A 17,340-nucleotide genomic window follows, 5' to 3' on the forward strand; every position below is an offset into this window, starting at 1 on the left:
TTCGGAGCCGGCCCGTCATGATCGCGGAGCCGGTCGGGCGGGCGTGTGGGGATTCCGAAAAGGTGACGCATGTTCACCTTACGCTGCGGTGTTACCCCAAGTAGCCTCCCGCGCATCGGCCCCCACTAGGAGCGCGCATGCGACGACGCACCGCAAGGCTCACAACAGCCAGGAAACACAGCAGACTTCGGCTCATGACGGGAATCGGGCGCGGCAGAGCCGCCGCCTGTGCCGCCACCGTCATCGCCCTGTCGGCCGCCCTGCTCGGCCCCGCGGTCCCGGCCGGCGCGGCCGAGCCCGCGGACGGCGACCTCTGTCAGGGGCAGTGCTCCGACATCCTGCCGCCCGGCGCCAACGGCAACGCCACCCTCGTCGAGATCCTCGGGAACAAGGTGTTCGGGACCCACCCCGCGCACAGCGACGACGAGCTCGGCAAGTACGACGCCTTGGTCGCCGGCCAGTCCTCGCTCACCGACGACAAGCTCAACAGCTTCTTCAACGACGCCTCCTTCGGTGTCCCGAACGGGCAGGTGCAGTCGACCGCTTCGCCCCGCCCCGACGTCACCATCACCCGTGACAAGGCGACGGGCGTGCCGCACATCAAGGGCACCACGCGCTACGGGACCGAGTACGGCGCCGGGTACGCGGCCGGGCAGGACCGGCTCTGGCTCATGGATCTCTTCCGTCACATCGGGCGCGGCGAGCTCACCTCCTTCGCGGGCGGCGCCCTCGCCAACCAGGGTCTTGAGCAGGAGTTCTGGCCGCAGGCCCCGTACACCGAAGCCGATCTCCAGGCGCAGGTCGACCGCATCCGCACCGCCAACGGAGCCCGCGGCGAGCAGGCCATGGCCGATGCCCAGGCGTACGTCGACGGCATCAACGCCTATGCCAAGCAGTCCAAGGACGGCCGCTACTTCCCCGGTGAGTACGTCCTCACCGGCAAGATCGACTCCATAACGAACGTCGGGGAGATCCAGCCCTTCAAGCTCACCGACCTGATCGCGCTCGCCTCCGTGGTGGGCGGGCTCTTCGGCGGCGGAGGGGGCGGCGAGGTGCAGGCCGCGCTCTCGCTCCAGGCCGCGCAGGCCAAGTACGGCGTGGCCGAGGGCACCAAGGTCTGGGAGTCCTTCCGCGAGCGCAACGACCCCGAGTCCGTGCTCACCGTCCACGACGGCACCAGCTTCCCGTACGCGGGCAAGCCCGCCAACGCCCAGGGCGCCGCGATGCCCGACCCCGGCACGGTCGTCCCCGAACAGCTCGTCTACGACCGCACCGGCTCGGCGAACACCCATGCCAAGGCGGACGTGAAAGTTCCCAAGCAGCTCAAGCCGTTGAAGGGCGTGTACGACAACGGTGTGCTGCCCGGCATCGACCTCGGCAAGCCGCGCGGCATGTCCAACGCCCTCGTGGTGTCCGGCTCACACACCGCCAGCGGCAACCCTGTAGCGGTGTTCGGTCCTCAAACCGGCTATTTCGCGCCACAGTTGCTGATGCTCCAGGAGATCCAGGGCCCCGGCATCAGCGCCCGGGGTGCCTCCTTCGCCGGCGTCGGCATGTACGTCCAGCTCGGCCGCGGCCAGGACTACGCGTGGTCGGCCACCTCGGCGGGCCAGGACATCATGGACACGTACGCCGTGGAGCTCTGCCAGGACGCCACCCACTATCTCTACCGGGGCGTGTGCACCCCGATGGAGAAGCTGGAGAAGACCAACTCCTGGAAGCCGACGGTCGCCGACACCACGGCGGCCGGCTCCTACCGGATGCAGGTGTGGCGCACCAACTACGGCATCGTCACCGCCCGCGCCACGGTGGGCGGCAAGCCCGTCGCGTACACCTCACTGCGCTCCACCTACCGGCACGACGCCGACTCGATCATCGGTTTCCAGATGATGAACGACCCCTCCTACGTCAAGGACGCCAAGACCTTCCAGGAGGCGGCCCAGCACGTCGACTACACCTTCAACTGGTTCTACGCGGACTCCCGCACCGCCGCCTACTACAACAGCGGCCTGAACCCGGTCCGCAATCCGAACGTCGACCCCTCGCTGCCCGTCAAGGCGGACCAGGCCTATGAATGGCAGGGCTTCGACCCGGCATCCAACACGGCGGCCTACACCCCGCCCGCCCAGCATCCCCAGTCGATCGGCCAGGACTACTACGTCTCCTGGAACAACAAGCAGGCCAAGGACTACTCCACGGCCGGCTTCGGCGACGGCTCCGTGCACCGCGCCAACCTCCTCGACGACCGCGTGAAGGCGCTGGTCGCCCAGGGCGGCGTCACCCGCTCCTCGCTCACCCGGGCCATGGCCCAGGCCGCCGTCACCGACCTGCGCGGCGAGGACGTGCTGCCCGAACTCCTCAAGGTGCTGCGCAGCGCGCCGATCACGGACCCCCAACTGGCCACTGCTGTCCAGCAGTTGGAGGCCTGGCAGGCCGACGGCAGCCAGCGCCGCGAGACCTCGCAGGGCTCGCACGCCTACACCCATCCCGACGCGGTGCGCCTGATGGACGCCTGGTGGCCGCTGCTCGTCGAGGCCGAGTTCCGCCCCGGGCTCGGCGACCCGCTCTACAACGCCCTGACCGCCGGCCTCGGCATCGACGAGGCACCCTCGGCCGGGCACGGCCCGACCGGTTCGCACGCCGGGTCCGCCTTCCAGTACGGCTGGTGGAGCTACGCCGACAAGGATCTGCGGACGGTCCTCGGCGAGCCGGTGCAGGGGCCGCTGGCCCGCGCCTACTGCGGCGACGGCAAGCTCGACGCCTGCCGCGACAGCCTGCTCGGCACGCTCAAGCAGGCCGCCGCCAAGACCCCGGCGCAGGTCTATCCGGGCGATGCCGGCTGCGGCGCAGGCGACCAGTGGTGCGCCGACAGCATCGTGCAGCGCCCGCTCGGCGGCATCACCCAGTCCGCGATCAACTGGCAGAACCGGCCGACCTACCAGCAGGTCGTCGAGTTCCCCAGCCATCGCTAGCGCGTGAACGGCCGCGGGTCAGGTCCTGCCGATCCGGCCCGCGGCCAGCACCACCTGGGCGAGCTCCTGGTGGCAGATGTCGCTGTGCGCACCCGAGGGCGGCCCGCCGTCCTTCACCACGGCCGCCGCGTCCACACTGACGCAGCCCGAGTCCGGCACCCCGTCGCGCAGCGCCTCGGCCAGCGTGAGCGTGGTGCAGGGGCTGACGGCCTGGATGCCGTCGTGGCCGATCGCCCACCACCGCCTGTCGAGACCGGGCAGCGCGCTCGCGTAGTCCCCGGACAGCGCGGACGCCAGCGGGTAGATGACGCCGAGCGCGGTGTCGAAGTGCGAGTAGCACGAGACGACCGGGCCGTCGATCCGCCCCTGCGCGTCACTCAGCGCGCCTGCTCCCGAGAGGCCGTCGGGCAGGTGCTCGGCGAAGACATAGTGCGAGAAGGCCCCTTCGAGCAGCGTCACCGACTTCAGATTGCGCGCACCCGCGGGCAGCCCCTTCAGCGCGAACGCGACCAGGCGCGCACCCTGGCTGTGCCCGACGAGATGCACGCGCAACTCGGGCCGAGCGGCGGCCAGTTGACCGATCAGCGGTCCGAGACCGAGCTGCCCCACCTTGCCCGCCCGGCGCTTCATCTCGTAGTAGGTCGTCTGGCGCAGCACTTCCTTCGCGCCGTCCCACAGGTGCTTGAGGGAGCCGCCGATCGAGAACGAGGGCCCGGCCGGCCCCGGCTGTACGGGCATGCCGGTGTCGGCAAGGGCGGCCGTGAACCGCTGGCACAACTGCAGAATGCCGTCCGTCAGGATCGCGGGCGAGGCGCCGGGCCCGTTCTCCACCGCCAGGTCGCCGACGGCCCCGGCCCCGCCCGTGGCGGCCGTCGTCACCAGCTGCCGGGTCAGCCGCCCGAAGTCGTCGAACGCGTCCTCGGAGTCGGGCTGCTGGGCGAGGTGGGCGGCGATCCGGTCGACGGTCGCGTCCTGGCCGGGGAAGAACCTCTTGAGTGCGTCGACGGTCGCGTCGTCGAGCCCGGGGCCGGTGGCGGCCACCGTGGCGTGCGGGTAGTTCGGGATGGTCTCGTCGGTGAAGCGGATCGACGGCCAGATCACGCCGCCGTATCCGAGCCGCACCTGGGGCGAGTCCGCGAGGAGTGCGGGGAATGGCGCGAAGAAGGCCCGGTACAGGTCTCGGGCCGACGACGGGGTGTTGTTCCAGCCGTGGCAGAACAGCACCAGATCCGTGGCGTCCACGCCGGTCAGGGCCGTGCGCTCGGCGGGATTCGCGTCGCCGTCCGCGTCGAAGGTGATCTCCCGGTACGGCTCGACTCCGATGTCCGTCATGGCCCGACCTCCGGTCCGCTCGACGATGAGCGCCACCCATCGTCCCGCCGTACCGCGGAGCTGGCCATATGCGGGACGGAGGAGGCCCGGCGGCTTCGGCCCGGCTCACTCGTATCAGTCGTACATCAGGTGGGTCCGGCGTACGGTCCGGAACGCGGCCAGCCCCGGCTGCCAGGCGGCGACGATCTCGTCGGTCCCGGCGCCCGCGTCGACCATCGTGCGGACCAGGGCCGAGCCGGTGAGCCTGTCGACCCAGTGGTCCGGCCGCCAGGCGAAGCCGCGCCAGACCCGCTTGGCGGTGACGAGGAGGGCGATCCCGGTGCGTACGGGATCGAACAACTCCCGCTGATGTACGTGGAGTTGGACCCCTCCGACGGTCTTCCCCTCGAACTTGGAGAACGTCGGTGCGAAGTAGGCCTCGCGGAACCGGACGCCGGGCAGGGCGAGTTCGTTGAGTGCGGCCGCCCACTTGCCGTCGATGCCCTCCGCGCCGAGCAGCTCGAACGGCCGTGTCGTGCCGCGCCCCTCCGACAGGTTGGTGCCCTCGAAGAGGCAGGTACCGGAGTAGACGAGAGCGGTGTCCGGGGTGGGCATGTTGGGGCTGGGCGGCACCCAGGGGAGTCCGGTGTCGTCGAAGAAGGCGGATCGCCGCCACCCGGTCATGGCGACGGTGGTCAACTGCACTGTGCTGTTGAGGAATTGGGCGTTGAAGAGGAGAGCGAGCTCGGCGGCCGTCATGCCGTGCGCCTGCGCGATCGGCCGGCGCCCGACGAAGGTGGCGAACGCGGGGTCGAGGACCGGGCCGTACGCGGCGCGGCCGGTCACCGGGTTGGGGCGGTCCAGGACCATGAAGCGCTTGCCGGCGAGCGCGGCCGCCTCCATGCAGTCGTAGAGGGTCCAGATGTAGGTGTAGAAGCGGGCACCGACGTCCTGGATGTCGAAGACGATCGTGTCCACGGCGGAGGCGGTGAAGATGTCGGCGAGGGGCTGTCCGCTCTTCGTGTACGTGTCGTACACGGGGAGCCCCGTCGCGGGGTCGGTGGAGCGGCCCTCGGAGCCGCCGGCCTGGGCGGTGCCGCGGAAGCCGTGCTCGGGGCCGAACACGGCGGTCAGGCGTACGCGGGGGTCGGCGTGCATGACGTCCACGATGTGGCGGGCGTCCTGGGTGATGCCGGTGGGGTTGGTGACGAGGCCGACGTTCTGGCCGGCGAGGGGGGTGTAGCCGTCGGCGGCGAGGCGGGCGAAGCCGGTGCGGAGCCGGGTTTCGGCGGGGTGGGGGAGGGGGGCCGTCGCGAGCGTGCAGGCGAGCAGGGTGCGTCTGGACAGGGTCAATCCGTACACCTCCGGGTTCGGTGCGGGCCGTCATGCCCCGCACGGTAGTGGCTGCCGGGCGCGCGGCAGGGCGGCCACGCCTGGGGCTCCGCCCCGGACCCGGGGGTGCCCCACCCCACCCCTTCCCGCTGTGACACTCTGCGGCTCCGCCGCGTGGACGCCGGGGGTTGTCGTTGGGCTGAGGCCCGGTGGTCGTTCCTGGGGCTCCGCCCCGGACCCCGTTTCTCGCCTGAAGGGCGCTCGTCCTCAGTCGCCGGACAGGCTGGGAGTGGGCTGACGTCCGTGATCATCGATCGGCCTGGGGCGCCTGCTTGGCCACCCTGCCAAGGGCGCGGGGAACGGCGCGGCAACCGTGCACGGTGCGCGGTCGAAGGGGTTTAGGGGCGCGGGGAACTGCGCGACCGGCCACGTACTGCCCGCAGCCGACAGCGGAGCCGACAGCGGAGCCGACAAGGGGCGCGGGGAACTGCGCAGCCGCCCCCCCGCAGGGTGAAACACCACGGGGCCTGGGGCGCAGCCCCAAGGGGAGGGGGCCTTCCCAGGGGACATACCGACTGGTTAGTCTGTCGGGGCATTCGGCACCGCAGAGAGGCGGGTCTCCATGAGCACGGGACAGGCGGTCCAGGGCGCCGCAGTGGTCGTCACCGGCGCGGGCGGCGGCATAGGCGCCGCCCTCGCGCGCAGATTCGCGGCCGAGGGCGCCCGCGTCGTCGTCAACGACCTGGACGCGGACAAGGCCCGCAAGACCGCCGAGGAGATCGGCGCCATCGCCGTCCCGGGGGACGCCTCCACCGTCGTCGGCCCCGCCCGCGACGCCCTCGGCGGCACCATCGACATCTACTGCGCCAACGCGGGCCTGGGATCCGGCGGTTCGGAGGCCGCCCCCGAGGACGTATGGGCCGCGGCCTGGGACGTCAACGTGATGGCCCACGTCAGGGCCGCCCGCGAGCTGCTGCCCGACTGGCTGGAGCGTGGCGCCGGGCGGTTCGTGTCCACCGTCTCGGCTGCCGGGCTGCTCACGATGATCGGCGCGGCGCCCTACAGCGTCACCAAGCACGGCGCGCTCGCCTTCGCCGAGTGGCTTTCGCTCACCTACCGCCACCGCGGCATCCAGGTCCACGCGATCTGCCCGCAGGGTGTGCGCACCGACATGCTGGACGCCACCGGATCCGCCGGCGACCTCGTGCTCAAGCCCACCGCCATCGAGCCCGACGAGGTGGCCGAAGCGCTCTTCGCCGCGATCGCCGACGAACGCTTCCTCGTGCTGCCCCACCCCGAGGTCGCCGATTACTACACGGCCCGCGCCGCCACCCCCGACCGCTGGCTGACCAGCATGAACCACCTTCAGCAGAAGTGGGAGACGAGCGCCGAATGACCTCGATCTACGCGGCCAAGCCCTGGCTCGCCCAGCTCAGCGACGCCCAGCGGGCGGACATCACCCCGCCCGAGACCGTGCGGCACTCCTTCCGCGCCGCCGTCGCCCGCGCCCCCGAACGCACCGCGCTCGCCTACTTCGACGGCCGCCTCAGCTACGCCGAGACCGACGCGCTCTCCGACTCCGTGGCCGGCCACCTCGCCGCCCGGGGCCTGGTCCGCGGCGACCGCGTCGCGCTCATGCTGCAGAACACCCCGCACTTCGTGATCGCCCTGCTCGGCGCCTGGAAGGCCGGGGCCACCGTCGTTCCGCTCAACCCCATGTACAAGTCGGGCGAGGTCGGGCACGTACTCAAGGACTCGGACGCCGCCGCGCTCATCTGCTCCGACCGAGCCTGGGAGGACTATCTGCGCGACACCGCCGCCGGCTCCCCGGTCCGCATCGTCCTCACCGCCTGCGAGCTCGATCTTCAGACGGAGAACGATCCGAGGGTGCTCGGCTTCGAGCGCGTGCCCGCGCCGGTCGACACCGACGACCTCGTCGGCGTCGCCCGGCAGGGGCTCGGCGCTCCCTCCGGGCGGGAACTTTCCGGCGGTGACACGGCGTTGATCAGTTATACGTCCGGCACCAGCGGCACCCCCAAAGGCGCGATGAACACCCATCGCGGCATCACCTACAACGCGGAGAGGCAGCGCACTGGACATCCGATAGCAGAAGGCTCGGGCTACTTCGCGCTCGCGCCGCTCTTCCACATCACCGGCATGGTCTGCGAACTCGCCGCCTGCATCGCCAACGCGGGCACCCTGATCCTGGCCTACCGCTTCCACCCGGGTGTCGTCCTCGACGCCTTCGCCGAACACCGCCCCGCCTACACGGTCGGACCTTCCACGGCCTTCATGGCGCTCGCGGCCACCCCCGGCGTCACCCGGGAGCACTTCGCGTCCTTCGAGGTCATCTCGTCGGGCGGCGCGCCCCTGCCGCCCGCCCTGGTCGAGAAGTTCCGCGAGGGCTTCGGGCCGTACATCCGCAACGGCTACGGGCTGACCGAGTGCACCGCCCCCTGTGCCTCGGTGCCGCCCGAGAAGGAAGCGCCCATCGACCCGGTCTCCGGCACGCTCTCGGTCGGCGTGCCCGGGCCCGAGACGGTGGTGCGGATCGTCGACCTCGAAGGCAACGAGGTGCCCTTCGGCGAGCAGGGCGAGATCCTGGTGCGCGGGCCGCAGGTCGTGCCCGGCTACTGGCGCCGCCCCGACGCCACCGCCGAGGCGTTCCCCGACGGCGAGCTGCGCACCGGCGACATCGGGTTCATGGACCGCGACGGCTGGCTCTACGTGGTCGACCGCATGAAGGACATGATCAACGCGTCCGGGTTCAAGGTCTGGCCGCGCGAGGTCGAGGACGTCCTGTACACCCACCCGGCGGTCCGTGAGGCGGCCGTCGTGGGCATCCCCGACGCGTACCGGGGAGAGAGCGTCAAGGCCTACGTCAGCCTGCGCCCCGGCGCCGAGGCCGACCCGGCCGAGCTCGCCGCGTACTGCAAGGAACGGCTCGCCGCCTACAAGTACCCGCGGGAGGTCGAGATCCTGGCGGAGCTTCCCAAGACCACGAGTGGGAAGATCCTCAGGCGGGAACTGCGCACCCAGGCGTAGCGCCCGGCACGACGACCAGCACAGACGACCAGCACGGCACGACCAGCTCACAGCTTCGCGCACGTACGAGAGAAAGGCGGCGGCGATGGCCAAGGCGACGGACACAAGCGGCACCACCCCCGTCCCCCAGCGGCTGCTCGCCGCCGCCACCCGCCTCTTCGCGGAGAACGGCTACGACCGCACCTCGGTGCAGGAGATCGTCGAGGCGGCGGGTGTCACCAAGGGCGCGCTCTACCACTACTTCGGCTCCAAGGAAGACCTCCTCCAGGAGGTGTACGTCCGGGTGCTGCGGCTCCAGCAGGAGCGGCTCGACGCGTTCGCCGACGCGGACGAGCCCATCGAGCAGCGGCTGCGCGCGGCGGCCGCCGACGTGGTGGTGACCACGATCGACAACCTCGACGACGCGGCGATCTTCTTCCGTTCCATGCATCACCTCAGCCCGGAGAAGAACAAGCAGGTCCGGGCCGAGCGCCGTCACTACCACGAGCGGTTCCGCGCGCTCATCGAAGAGGGGCAGGCCGCCGGGGTGTTCTCCACCGCGACCCCGGCCGATCTGGTGGTGGACTACCACTTCGGATCGGTCCACCACCTGTCCACCTGGTACCGCCCGGACGGCCCGCTCACCGAGCAGCAGGTCGCCGATCACCTCGCCGACCTGCTGCTCCGCGCGCTGCGGCCCTGAACTCCGGACTGCCCAGCCGTTACAGGTACTTCTTCAGCTCGCGGCGGGCCAGCGAGCGCTGGTGCACTTCGTCCGGGCCGTCCGCCAGCCTCAACGTCCTTGCCGCGGCCCAGAGTTCGGCCAACGGGAAGTCCTGGCTGACGCCGCCCGCTCCGTGCAGCTGGACCGCGTCGTCGATGATGCCGACGACCGTGCGCGGGGTGGCGATCTTGATGGCCTGGATCTCGGTGTGTGCCCCGCGGTTGCCCACGGTGTCCATCAGCCAGGCCGTCTTCAGGACGAGCAGCCTGAGCTGCTCGACCGCGACGCGGGCGTCCGCGATCCACTCCTGGACCACGCCCTGCTGGGCGATGGGCTTGCCGAACGCCGTACGGGACACGGCCCTTCGGCACATCAGCTCGATGGCCCGCTCGGCCATGCCGATCAGCCGCATGCAGTGGTGGATCCGGCCGGGCCCGAGCCGTGCCTGGGCGATCGCGAAGCCGCCGCCGGCCTCGCCCACGAGGTTGCTCGCGGGCACCCGGGCGCCGTGGAAGACGACCTCCGCGTGACCGCCGTGGGAGTGGTCCTCGTAGCCGTACACCTGCATGGCGCGGCGGATCTCGACGCCCGGGGTGTCGCGCGGGACCAGGACCATCGACTGCTGGCGGCGCACATCGGCGTTGGAGGGGTCGGTCTTGCCCATGACGATGAAGATCTTGCAGTCCGGGTTCATGGCGCCGGAGATGTACCACTTGCGGCCCGTGATGACGTACTCGTCGCCGTCGCGCTCGATCCGCGTCTCGATATTGGTGGCGTCCGAGGAGGCCACCTCGGGCTCGGTCATCGCGAACGCCGAGCGGATCTCCCCGGCGAGCAGCGGCTCAAGCCACTGCTTCTTCTGCTCGTCCGAGCCGAACTGGGCGAGCACCTCCATGTTCCCGGTGTCCGGGGCCGCGCAGTTGAGGGCGGTCGGTGCCAAGTGCGGGGAGCGGCCGGTGATTTCGGCCAGCGGGGCGTACTGGAGGTTGGTGAGCCCCGCGCCGTACTCCGCGTCGGGCAGGAACAGGTTCCACAGGCCCTGCCTGCGCGCCTCGGCCTTGAGGTCCTCCACCACCTGCGGGGTGTCCCACGGCGATGCGAGCAGGGCGCGCTGCTCGTCGGCGATCGCCTCGGCGGGGTGGACGTGACTGTCCATGAAGGCGAGGAGCCTGGTCCGCAGTTCTTCGGTGCGGGCGTCGAATGCGAAGTCCATGAGGGGCGTTCAGCCTTCCTGAAGGGTGGTGAGGCCGTGCTCGATGAAGACCGGGACGAGTTCGCCGATGCGGTCGAAGCCGGCGCCCACGGTCTGGCCGAGGGTGTAGCGGTAGTGGATGCCTTCGAGGATCACGGCGAGCTTGAACCACGCGAACGCCGTGTACCAGGAGAGGGCGGAGGTGTCGCGGCCGGAGCGGGCCGCATAGCGTTCGATCAGCTCGGCGGGGGAGGGGTGGCCGGCCGCGCCGGCCGTGGTGGAGACCGGCGAGTCGGGGACCTCCAGCTTCGCGCTGTACATGACGAGCAGCCCGAGGTCGGTCAACGGGTCGCCAAGGGTGGACATCTCCCAGTCGAGGACCGCCTTGATGCGGTCGTCGTCGCCGATCAGCACGTTGTCGAGGCGGTAGTCGCCGTGCACGACGGTCGGGGTGGGCGAGAGGGGAAGGTCGCGGCCGAGGGCCGCGTGCAGCTCGTCGATGCCGGGCAGGTCGCGGTTGCGGGAGGCGTCGAGCTGCTTGCCCCAGCGGCGCAGCTGCCGGTCGAGGAAGCCCTCGGGTCGCCCGAAGTCGCCGAGCCCGACGGCCTCGGGGTCCACCGCGTGCAGCTCGACGAGCGTGTCGACCAGCGCGAGCACGGCCGCCCGGGTCCGCTCGGCGCCGAGCGGCGCGAGCTGTTCGGCCGTGCGGTACGGCGTCCCCGCCACGTACTCCATGACGTAGAACGGCGAGCCGAGCACCGACTCGTCCTCGCAGAGCAGCACCGGCTCGGGCACCGGCACGGCCGTGGGGTGCAGGGCGTCGATCACCCGGTGCTCGCGCTTCATGTCGTGCGCGGTGGCGAGTACGTGGCCAAGGGGCGGCCGCCGCACGACCCACTGGCCGGCCCCGTCCGTGACGACGTACGTCAGATTCGAGCGGCCCCCCTCGATCAGCCGGGCACTGAGCGGTCCGCTCACCAGACCCGGCCGCACGCGGTCGAGGTATGCCCGCAGCTGCTCCGGGTCGAGGCCTGGCGGGGGGACTGTGCTCATGTTCGGCACCTCCGGAAGGGGGTCGGGGCATGCTGTCCGGAGACACGCTACCGACCAGTCGGTATGCCGTCCAGGGCGGAGCGCGAATTACGGCGTACTCAAGGGCGGGAGGCGCGTCCCGGAACAGCCCGGAGGCGGTTTCAGAACAGTATGGCGACGGCGAAGCAGGCCAGGGCCACCGTGCAGGCGGCCGTGGCGACCGCGGCGCGCACCCCGAGAACCCGGGGCCGCGCGGCGCCGCTCAGGGTCTGGATGCGGCGGTGCGCGACGGCCAGGAACCCGAGCCACACCAGGCCGCTGAGCGTCAGCGCGACGATCCCGAGCGGTGAACTCCCGCGGTGCACCGCCTGTTTGGCGGCGAGCACAGCCGCCACCGTGCAGGACAGCGTCGTACGCCGCCAGGCGAGCCGGGTCCGCTCCGGCTGGAGCCCGGGGTCCCGGGCGGGCGCAGGCGAGGGCATCAGCCGGCCCAGCCGAAGACGACGACCACCACCATCACCACGGCGACCACCGCGACGGCGAGGCTCAGCAGGGTGGGGAACCGCGACACCGGCAGGTCCTCGCCGCGCCGCATGGCCCGCTCGCAGCGCACCCAGTGGTTCACCGCCCGCAGCGCGCAGAGCACCCCCGCGGCGAGCAGCGCGAGGGCGAGCGCGACCCGGACGCCCCAGCGCAGGTCGGGCAGGAACTGGTCGACCGCGAAACCGCCACCGACCAGCGCGAGCGACGTCCTGATCCAGGCCAGGAAGGTGCGCTCGTTGGCGAGCGAGAAACGGTAGTCGGGGGTCTCGCCCTCCTCGCCGATGCGCTGGGGCGCGAACCACAGCCGCAGGGTCTGCACGATCGTGATCACCCGCCGCACCCTACCCGGCACCCCCTCAGGACAGGTCGATGCCCGAGGCGCGCAGCCGCCGCCAGGCCGCGAGGCCGTCCGGCACCCACTCCCACGCCCCGATCCGGCGCTCCAGCTCGGCGAGCGGCAGGAAGCCGTGCCAGGCGACCTCCTCCACCTGCGGATCCACCGGGAGCTCGCAGCGGACCTCGTACACGGCCGACCACCAGCTCTGCTCGCCGTTCTCGTAGAGGAACTTGAACAGCGGCACGGGCTGCGGGAGGCCACAGACGCCGAGCTCCTCCTCGGCCTCGCGCAGCGCCGCGCCGTCGTACGACTCGCCGGCGCCGACCACCCCGCCGACGAACATGTCGTACAGGGAGGGGAAGACGAGCTTCTGAGGGGTGCGGCGGTGCACGAAGATCCGGCCCGCTGCGTCCCTGGCCAGGATGAACACGCAGCGGTGCCGCATGTTCCGGGCGTACGCGTCGGCCCGCCGGGCCTGCCCGATCACGGTGTCCTGCTCGTCGACGATGTCCAGGATTTCGTCAGCCGGATTCATGGGGCCATGAAATCACCGACGCGCGCAGTGCCTCTCAGTGCGGCTGGAGGTCGCGGGCCTCCTCCTGCGGCGCCGTGCCCGACGGCATCGCCGGGTGAAGACCGAGCAGCACGATCCCCGCCACGATCGCGGCGAGCCCGGCCGCCTCCCAGGCCAGCGCGCCCGCGTCGGTACGCAGCCGGTCCCCGAGGAAGCCGACGCCGCAGGCGATCCCGGCGAGCGGCTGGGCCGCCGTCAGGGCGGGCAGCGACATCCGCAGCGGGGCCGTCTCGAAGGCGCTCTGGACCAGGACCAGGCCGGTCACCCCGAGCGCGATCACCCCGTACGGCTGCCAGCTCGTCATCAGCTCCGGCCAGCCGCCGCCCGAAAGGCGCTGGCCGCTGATCCGGGTCAGCGCGTCCTGGAGGCCGTACAGCAGGCCCGCGGCGATGGCGAGCATCACCGGGGCCGCGACGCTGAGCCGGTCGTGTTTGGCGAGGCCCGCCAGCATCAGCGCGATCCCGACCACCAGGCCGACGATCAGCCAGTGCCGCAGCGCCCCCGCCTCCGAGACGCCTCCGTGCGGCTGACCCGCCACGATGAACGCGGTCACCCCGCCCGCGAGCAGCGCGAGCCCCGCCCAGCCCTGGCGGCCCAGCGGCTGGCGGGTCCAGAGTCTGGACAGCCACATCGCGAAGAACAGGTTGGTCGCCACCAGCGGCTCGACCAGTGACACCTGGCCCCAGCCCAGCGCGAGGGCGCTGAGCACCATGCCCGCCACCATCAGGCCTATCCCGGCCAGCCAGCGCGGCATGCGCACCAGATCGAGCAGCAGCCGCGGCGACAGGAAGTCGCCGATCGGGGCACGCTGCGCCGCGTTCTGCTGCAGCACGAAGCCCGAGCCCAGACAACACGCTGCGCTCACGGCGAGGACGAGGACCAGAACCGACACGACGTACACCTCAAGTACGGCCGGGGGGAGCCGACTTGGCCGACGATAGCGCTCCGGGGGCGCTGATGCCTCCTGGGTGCCCGCAGCCGGGCGGTTGACGCCGGGTGACTGCCCGCCGAAGATCTGACGCACGGGTAACTTGGCGGACGAGCGGAGTGACGGGCCCATGGCGTACGACGCCGATGTGATCGTGGTCGGGGCGGGACTCGCGGGCCTGGTGGCCACGGCCGAGCTGGTGGACGCCGGCAAGAAGGTGATCCTGCTCGACCAGGAGCCCGAGCAGTCGCTCGGCGGCCAGGCCCACTGGTCCTTCGGCGGGCTCTTCCTCGTGGACTCGCCCGAGCAGCGCCGGATGCGGATCAAGGACAGCCGCGCGCTCGCGCTGCAGGACTGGTACGGCACGGCGGGCTTCGACCGGGACGAGGACCACTGGCCGCGCAAGTGGGCCGAGGCCTACGTCGACTTCGCGTCCGGCGAGAAGCGGGCGTGGCTGCACGCCCGGGGAGTCCGGTTCTTCCCCGTGGTGGGCTGGGCCGAACGGGGCGGTTACGACGCCAATGGGCATGGCAACTCCGTTCCCCGCTTCCACATCACCTGGGGCACCGGGCCGGGCATCGTGGCCCCGTTCGAACGGAGGGTGCGGGAGGCCGCCGCCCGGGGGCTTGTTCAGTTCGGGTTCCGGCACCGGGTCACCGGCCTCGGACGCACCGCCGGGGCCGTCGACACCGTGACCGGCGAGATCCTGGAGCCGTCCGGCGCCGCGCGCGGGACCGCGTCCACCCGGACCGTGACCGGTTCCTTCGAGCTTACGGCGCAGGCGGTCATCGTGACCAGCGGCGGCATCGGAGGCAATCACGACCTCGTGAGGTCACAGTGGCCCCAGCGGCTCGGCACTCCGCCCGAGCACATGCTCTCCGGTGTGCCCGCCCATGTGGACGGCCTCATGCTCGGCATCGCGGAGGAGGCCGGCGCCCACCACATCAACCGCGACCGGATGTGGCACTACACCGAGGGCATCCAGAACTGGAACCCGATCTGGGCCCGGCACGGCATCCGCATCCTGCCCGGCCCCTCCTCGCTCTGGCTGGACGCGCGCGGCAACCGGCTGCCCGTGCCGCTCTTCCCCGGCTTCGACACCCTGGGCACGCTCGACCACATCATGAAGACCGGCCACGACCACACGTGGTTCGTGCTCGACCAGAAGATCATCGGCAAGGAGTTCGCGCTGTCGGGCTCCGAGCAGAATCCCGACCTCACCGGCAAGTCCGTGCGGGGCGTCATCGGGCGGGCGCGGGCCGACGTGCCGGGCCCGGTGAAGGCCTTCATGGACCACGGCGCCGACTTCGTCGTCGAGAAGGACCTCGCCTCGCTGGTGCGCGGCATGAACGCGCTCACCAAGGAGCCCCTGATCGACGAGGCCGCGCTGCGCCGCGAGATCGTGGCCCGCGACCGCGAGATCGCCAACCCGTTCACCAAGGACCTCCAGGTCACCGCCATCCGGGGGGCGCGCAACTACCTCGGCGACAAGCTCATCCGTACCGCGGCCCCGCACCGCATCCTCGACCCCAAGGCGGGCCCGCTCATCGCGGTCAAGCTCCACATCCTGACCCGCAAGTCGCTGGGAGGCCTGGAGACCGACCTCTCCTCCCGCGTGCTCACGGCAGGCGGCGAACCCCTTCCGGGCGTGTACGCGGCGGGGGAGGCGGCCGGCTTCGGTGGCGGAGGCGTCCACGGCTACCGCTCCCTGGAGGGCACGTTCCTGGGCGGCTGCATCTTCTCCGGCCGGGCGGCGGGAAGGGCGGCGGCGAAGGCGGTGTCCTAGGACCCGCCCGGTGAGGCCACCCGCTCCACCAGCCGGAACCGGGTGGCGATGACCAGGGTCTCGTCGGTGACCTCGAACGACGGGTCGCCGACGGCCTCCAGCATCTCGGGGCTGCGCCAGAACTTCTCGTGGTTGGCCCGCCACCCGGCCAGGGTCTCGTCTCCCTCGCCCTCGTCGATCGCGTGCCGGAGGTCGACCTCGGCCAGGGGCAGGACCCGCACGTCGGTCACCTCGATCACGGCGACCGCCTCGCCCGCCGAGTCGACGAGGCGGCTGCGTTCGCCGACGTACGGCAGCGGATCGCCCGCGTGCTCGTAGTCGGCGAGCAGCCCGGTCGTCGAGGTCTTCGCGCCGCTGAGCACCGCCGACACCAGCTGGTCACGCAGGGGACCCGGAAAAGCCAACAGGAATTCGGGCAGGGGCTGTTGTTCGCTCATGAGCCCAGCCTATGCCGGTCGCCGGGCCCTCAACTCCCTTGAACAAGGCTCACGTTCGCCGGAACGCAAGGGCCGAACGACCTTGACGCGGAGCACCCCGTACCGCTTTGCTGTCCGCGACCATCGCGCACATGTTCAGCGCACGCCCATGCCCACGCGGCATCGCCCACACAGGAAGTACGCGGATGTCCCCGCCTCCGCCCCCGCTCGGCCGCCCCCGCCGATGGGGCAGCCGGTCGTTCGACCCGGCCCTCGACGACACCGAACTCGCCACGGTCCGGGACCAGTTGGCGCAGGGCCGGTGGACCAGGGTCCGCTCGCTGCTCGGGGCGACCGGCGACGACTGGGACCGCCGCGGCCACCGCCTCACCGTGCTCGCCGAACCCGCGACCAGTGTCGTCTGGGCCCGCGAGTGGCTGCTCGCCGAGCCCGACAGCGCGGATGCCGCGGCCCTGTTCGCCTGCGCCAGTGTCCAGAAGTGTCTGCGTGGCAAGGAGTCCGAGGACCGCGCCCGCCAGGCGTGCCTGACCGCGGCCGGACGCGCCCCCGCCGACCCCACCCCCTGGCTCGCGATGCTCGCGCTGGCCCGCGCGCTCGGCACCGAGGACGAGACGGTGCGCGCCTTCGAGGAGGTGCGCACCCGCCACCCCGAACACCACCACGCCCACCACCTGATGGCCGCCCGCCTGGCCGAACGCCGCCCCGGCGAGGGCCCCGACCCGCTGCACGAGGTGTACGACTTCGCCGTCTCCGCGGCCGCCCGGGCCCCCGCCGACTCCCCGCTCGCCCTGCTCCCGCTGATCGCCCACGCCGAGCGCTACCGGGTGCTCGCCGCGGCCGGCGGCCGGCCCGGCGACCCCGCCGCGTCCGGGCACTGGACCGGCCGCCGGGCCGGCCAGGTGATCAGGAGCGCGTTCGACTGGTGGCTGGAGTGGGAGCGCGAGGACCACCCCAGGGCCGGCATCGACCTCAACTTCCTGGCCCACGCGAAGCACTGCGAGGGCCGTACCGCCGAGGCCGCCGCCCTGTTCCACCGCATCGGGCGCCACATCACCCCCGCGCCCTGGTCGTACCCCAACCGCGACCCGTATCGCGCCTTCCATGCCGCGCGCAGCGCCGCGCTCGGTTCCGTGTAGCGCGCGGACCCG

General features: G+C 71.7%; 15 protein-coding genes. 6 read left to right on the forward strand and 9 right to left on the reverse strand.

What is annotated here, in order from left to right:
- Positions 1-194: 194 nt before the first annotated feature.
- Positions 195-2,972, forward strand: a complete 2,778-nt coding sequence (locus ABD346_RS17315) for a penicillin acylase family protein (RefSeq protein WP_344375753.1) — start codon at positions 195-197, stop codon at positions 2,970-2,972.
- Positions 2,973-2,990: 18 nt separating this feature from the next.
- Here the strand turns inward: ABD346_RS17315 and ABD346_RS17320 are convergent, their stop codons facing one another.
- Together ABD346_RS17320 and ABD346_RS17325 are read right to left on the reverse strand one after the other, a co-directional pair.
- Positions 2,991-4,304, reverse strand: a complete 1,314-nt coding sequence (locus tag ABD346_RS17320; protein ID WP_344375754.1) for a serine-threonine protein kinase — start codon at positions 4,302-4,304, stop codon at positions 2,991-2,993.
- Positions 4,305-4,418: 114 nt separating this feature from the next.
- Positions 4,419-5,636, reverse strand: a complete 1,218-nt coding sequence (locus tag ABD346_RS17325) for an exo-beta-N-acetylmuramidase NamZ family protein (RefSeq protein ID WP_344375755.1) — start codon at positions 5,634-5,636, stop codon at positions 4,419-4,421.
- A gap of 601 nt (positions 5,637-6,237) precedes the next feature.
- Here ABD346_RS17325 and ABD346_RS17330 point away from each other — a divergent pair.
- The 3 genes from ABD346_RS17330 (at position 6,238) to ABD346_RS17340 (ending at position 9,342) form a co-directional block, all read left to right on the forward strand.
- On the forward strand, positions 6,238-7,011 hold the full coding sequence (locus tag ABD346_RS17330) for an SDR family oxidoreductase (RefSeq protein ID WP_344375756.1): 774 nt from the start codon (positions 6,238-6,240) through the stop codon (positions 7,009-7,011).
- Positions 7,008-8,660, forward strand: a complete 1,653-nt coding sequence (locus ABD346_RS17335; protein ID WP_344375757.1) for a class I adenylate-forming enzyme family protein — start codon at positions 7,008-7,010, stop codon at positions 8,658-8,660. Before ABD346_RS17330 ends, ABD346_RS17335 begins: the two co-directional genes overlap by 4 nt.
- Positions 8,661-8,745: 85 nt before the next feature.
- Entirely contained in the window at positions 8,746-9,342 is a 597-nt protein-coding gene (locus ABD346_RS17340) for a TetR/AcrR family transcriptional regulator (RefSeq protein WP_344375758.1), read from the forward strand.
- Between the two features lie 19 nt (positions 9,343-9,361).
- Here the strand turns inward: ABD346_RS17340 and ABD346_RS17345 are convergent, their stop codons facing one another.
- From ABD346_RS17345 to ABD346_RS17370, 6 genes are all read right to left on the reverse strand, one after another.
- Positions 9,362-10,576 (reverse strand): acyl-CoA dehydrogenase family protein, encoded by a 1,215-nt coding sequence (locus tag ABD346_RS17345; RefSeq protein WP_344375759.1) that lies wholly within the window; start codon positions 10,574-10,576, stop codon positions 9,362-9,364.
- 9 nt (positions 10,577-10,585) lie between these two features.
- Positions 10,586-11,608: a phosphotransferase family protein gene (locus ABD346_RS17350; RefSeq protein WP_344375760.1), complete on the reverse strand. Its 1,023-nt coding sequence runs from the start codon at positions 11,606-11,608 to the stop codon at positions 10,586-10,588.
- A gap of 140 nt (positions 11,609-11,748) precedes the next feature.
- Positions 11,749-12,069 carry a DUF202 domain-containing protein gene (locus ABD346_RS17355; RefSeq protein ID WP_344375761.1) on the reverse strand — a complete coding sequence of 107 codons (321 nt, stop codon included), beginning with the start codon at positions 12,067-12,069 and terminating at the stop codon, positions 11,749-11,751.
- Positions 12,069-12,461 (reverse strand): YidH family protein, encoded by a 393-nt coding sequence (locus tag ABD346_RS17360; protein WP_100577397.1) that lies wholly within the window; start codon positions 12,459-12,461, stop codon positions 12,069-12,071. The genes ABD346_RS17355 and ABD346_RS17360 overlap by 1 nt, the downstream gene beginning before the upstream one ends.
- A 25-nt stretch (positions 12,462-12,486) precedes the next feature.
- Entirely contained in the window at positions 12,487-13,002 is a 516-nt protein-coding gene (locus tag ABD346_RS17365) for an NUDIX hydrolase (protein ID WP_344375762.1), read from the reverse strand.
- Positions 13,003-13,036: 34 nt separating this feature from the next.
- On the reverse strand, positions 13,037-13,933 hold the full coding sequence (locus ABD346_RS17370) for a DMT family transporter (RefSeq protein ID WP_344375763.1): 897 nt from the start codon (positions 13,931-13,933) through the stop codon (positions 13,037-13,039).
- Between the two features lie 166 nt (positions 13,934-14,099).
- Here ABD346_RS17370 and ABD346_RS17375 point away from each other — a divergent pair, with 166 nt between their 5' ends.
- A complete protein-coding gene (locus tag ABD346_RS17375) occupies positions 14,100-15,755 on the forward strand; it encodes an FAD-binding dehydrogenase (RefSeq protein WP_344375764.1) in 1,656 nt (551 codons plus the stop codon).
- Here the strand turns inward: ABD346_RS17375 and ABD346_RS17380 are convergent.
- The gene (locus ABD346_RS17380; RefSeq protein WP_344375765.1) at positions 15,752-16,192 is read right to left on the reverse strand and encodes an ASCH domain-containing protein; all 441 of its coding nucleotides are present in this window, start codon (positions 16,190-16,192) and stop codon (positions 15,752-15,754) included. The two genes, ABD346_RS17375 and ABD346_RS17380, sit on opposite strands and share 4 nt — an antisense overlap.
- Positions 16,193-16,377: 185 nt before the next feature.
- On the opposite strand from ABD346_RS17380, the gene ABD346_RS17385 reads away from it, so the two are divergent.
- Positions 16,378-17,328: a hypothetical protein gene (locus ABD346_RS17385; RefSeq protein WP_344375766.1), complete on the forward strand. Its 951-nt coding sequence runs from the start codon at positions 16,378-16,380 to the stop codon at positions 17,326-17,328.
- Positions 17,329-17,340 lie beyond the last annotated feature (12 nt).

It is taken from the genome of Streptomyces mauvecolor, assembly GCF_039532965.1.
Classification (GTDB): Bacteria; Actinomycetota; Actinomycetes; order Streptomycetales; family Streptomycetaceae; genus Streptomyces; species Streptomyces violascens.

What these genes read in the sequence shown, in the direction of transcription:
- ABD346_RS17385 (WP_344375766.1), top strand. Translation starts at nt 16,378, where the DNA reads ATGTCCCCGCCTCCGCCCCCGCTCGGCCGCCCCCGCCGATGGGGCAGC.
- ABD346_RS17380 (WP_344375765.1), bottom strand. Translation starts at nt 16,192, where the DNA reads ATGAGCGAACAACAGCCCCTGCCCGAATTCCTGTTGGCTTTTCCGGGT.
- ABD346_RS17340 (WP_344375758.1), top strand. Translation starts at nt 8,746, where the DNA reads ATGGCCAAGGCGACGGACACAAGCGGCACCACCCCCGTCCCCCAGCGG.
- ABD346_RS17345 (WP_344375759.1), bottom strand. Translation starts at nt 10,576, where the DNA reads ATGGACTTCGCATTCGACGCCCGCACCGAAGAACTGCGGACCAGGCTC.
- ABD346_RS17320 (WP_344375754.1), bottom strand. Translation starts at nt 4,304, where the DNA reads ATGACGGACATCGGAGTCGAGCCGTACCGGGAGATCACCTTCGACGCG.
- ABD346_RS17375 (WP_344375764.1), top strand. Translation starts at nt 14,100, where the DNA reads ATGGCGTACGACGCCGATGTGATCGTGGTCGGGGCGGGACTCGCGGGC.
- ABD346_RS17335 (WP_344375757.1), top strand. Translation starts at nt 7,008, where the DNA reads ATGACCTCGATCTACGCGGCCAAGCCCTGGCTCGCCCAGCTCAGCGAC.
- ABD346_RS17355 (WP_344375761.1), bottom strand. Translation starts at nt 12,069, where the DNA reads ATGCCCTCGCCTGCGCCCGCCCGGGACCCCGGGCTCCAGCCGGAGCGG.
- ABD346_RS17330 (WP_344375756.1), top strand. Translation starts at nt 6,238, where the DNA reads ATGAGCACGGGACAGGCGGTCCAGGGCGCCGCAGTGGTCGTCACCGGC.
- ABD346_RS17315 (WP_344375753.1), top strand. Translation starts at nt 195, where the DNA reads ATGACGGGAATCGGGCGCGGCAGAGCCGCCGCCTGTGCCGCCACCGTC.
- ABD346_RS17350 (WP_344375760.1), bottom strand. Translation starts at nt 11,608, where the DNA reads ATGAGCACAGTCCCCCCGCCAGGCCTCGACCCGGAGCAGCTGCGGGCA.
- ABD346_RS17365 (WP_344375762.1), bottom strand. Translation starts at nt 13,002, where the DNA reads ATGAATCCGGCTGACGAAATCCTGGACATCGTCGACGAGCAGGACACC.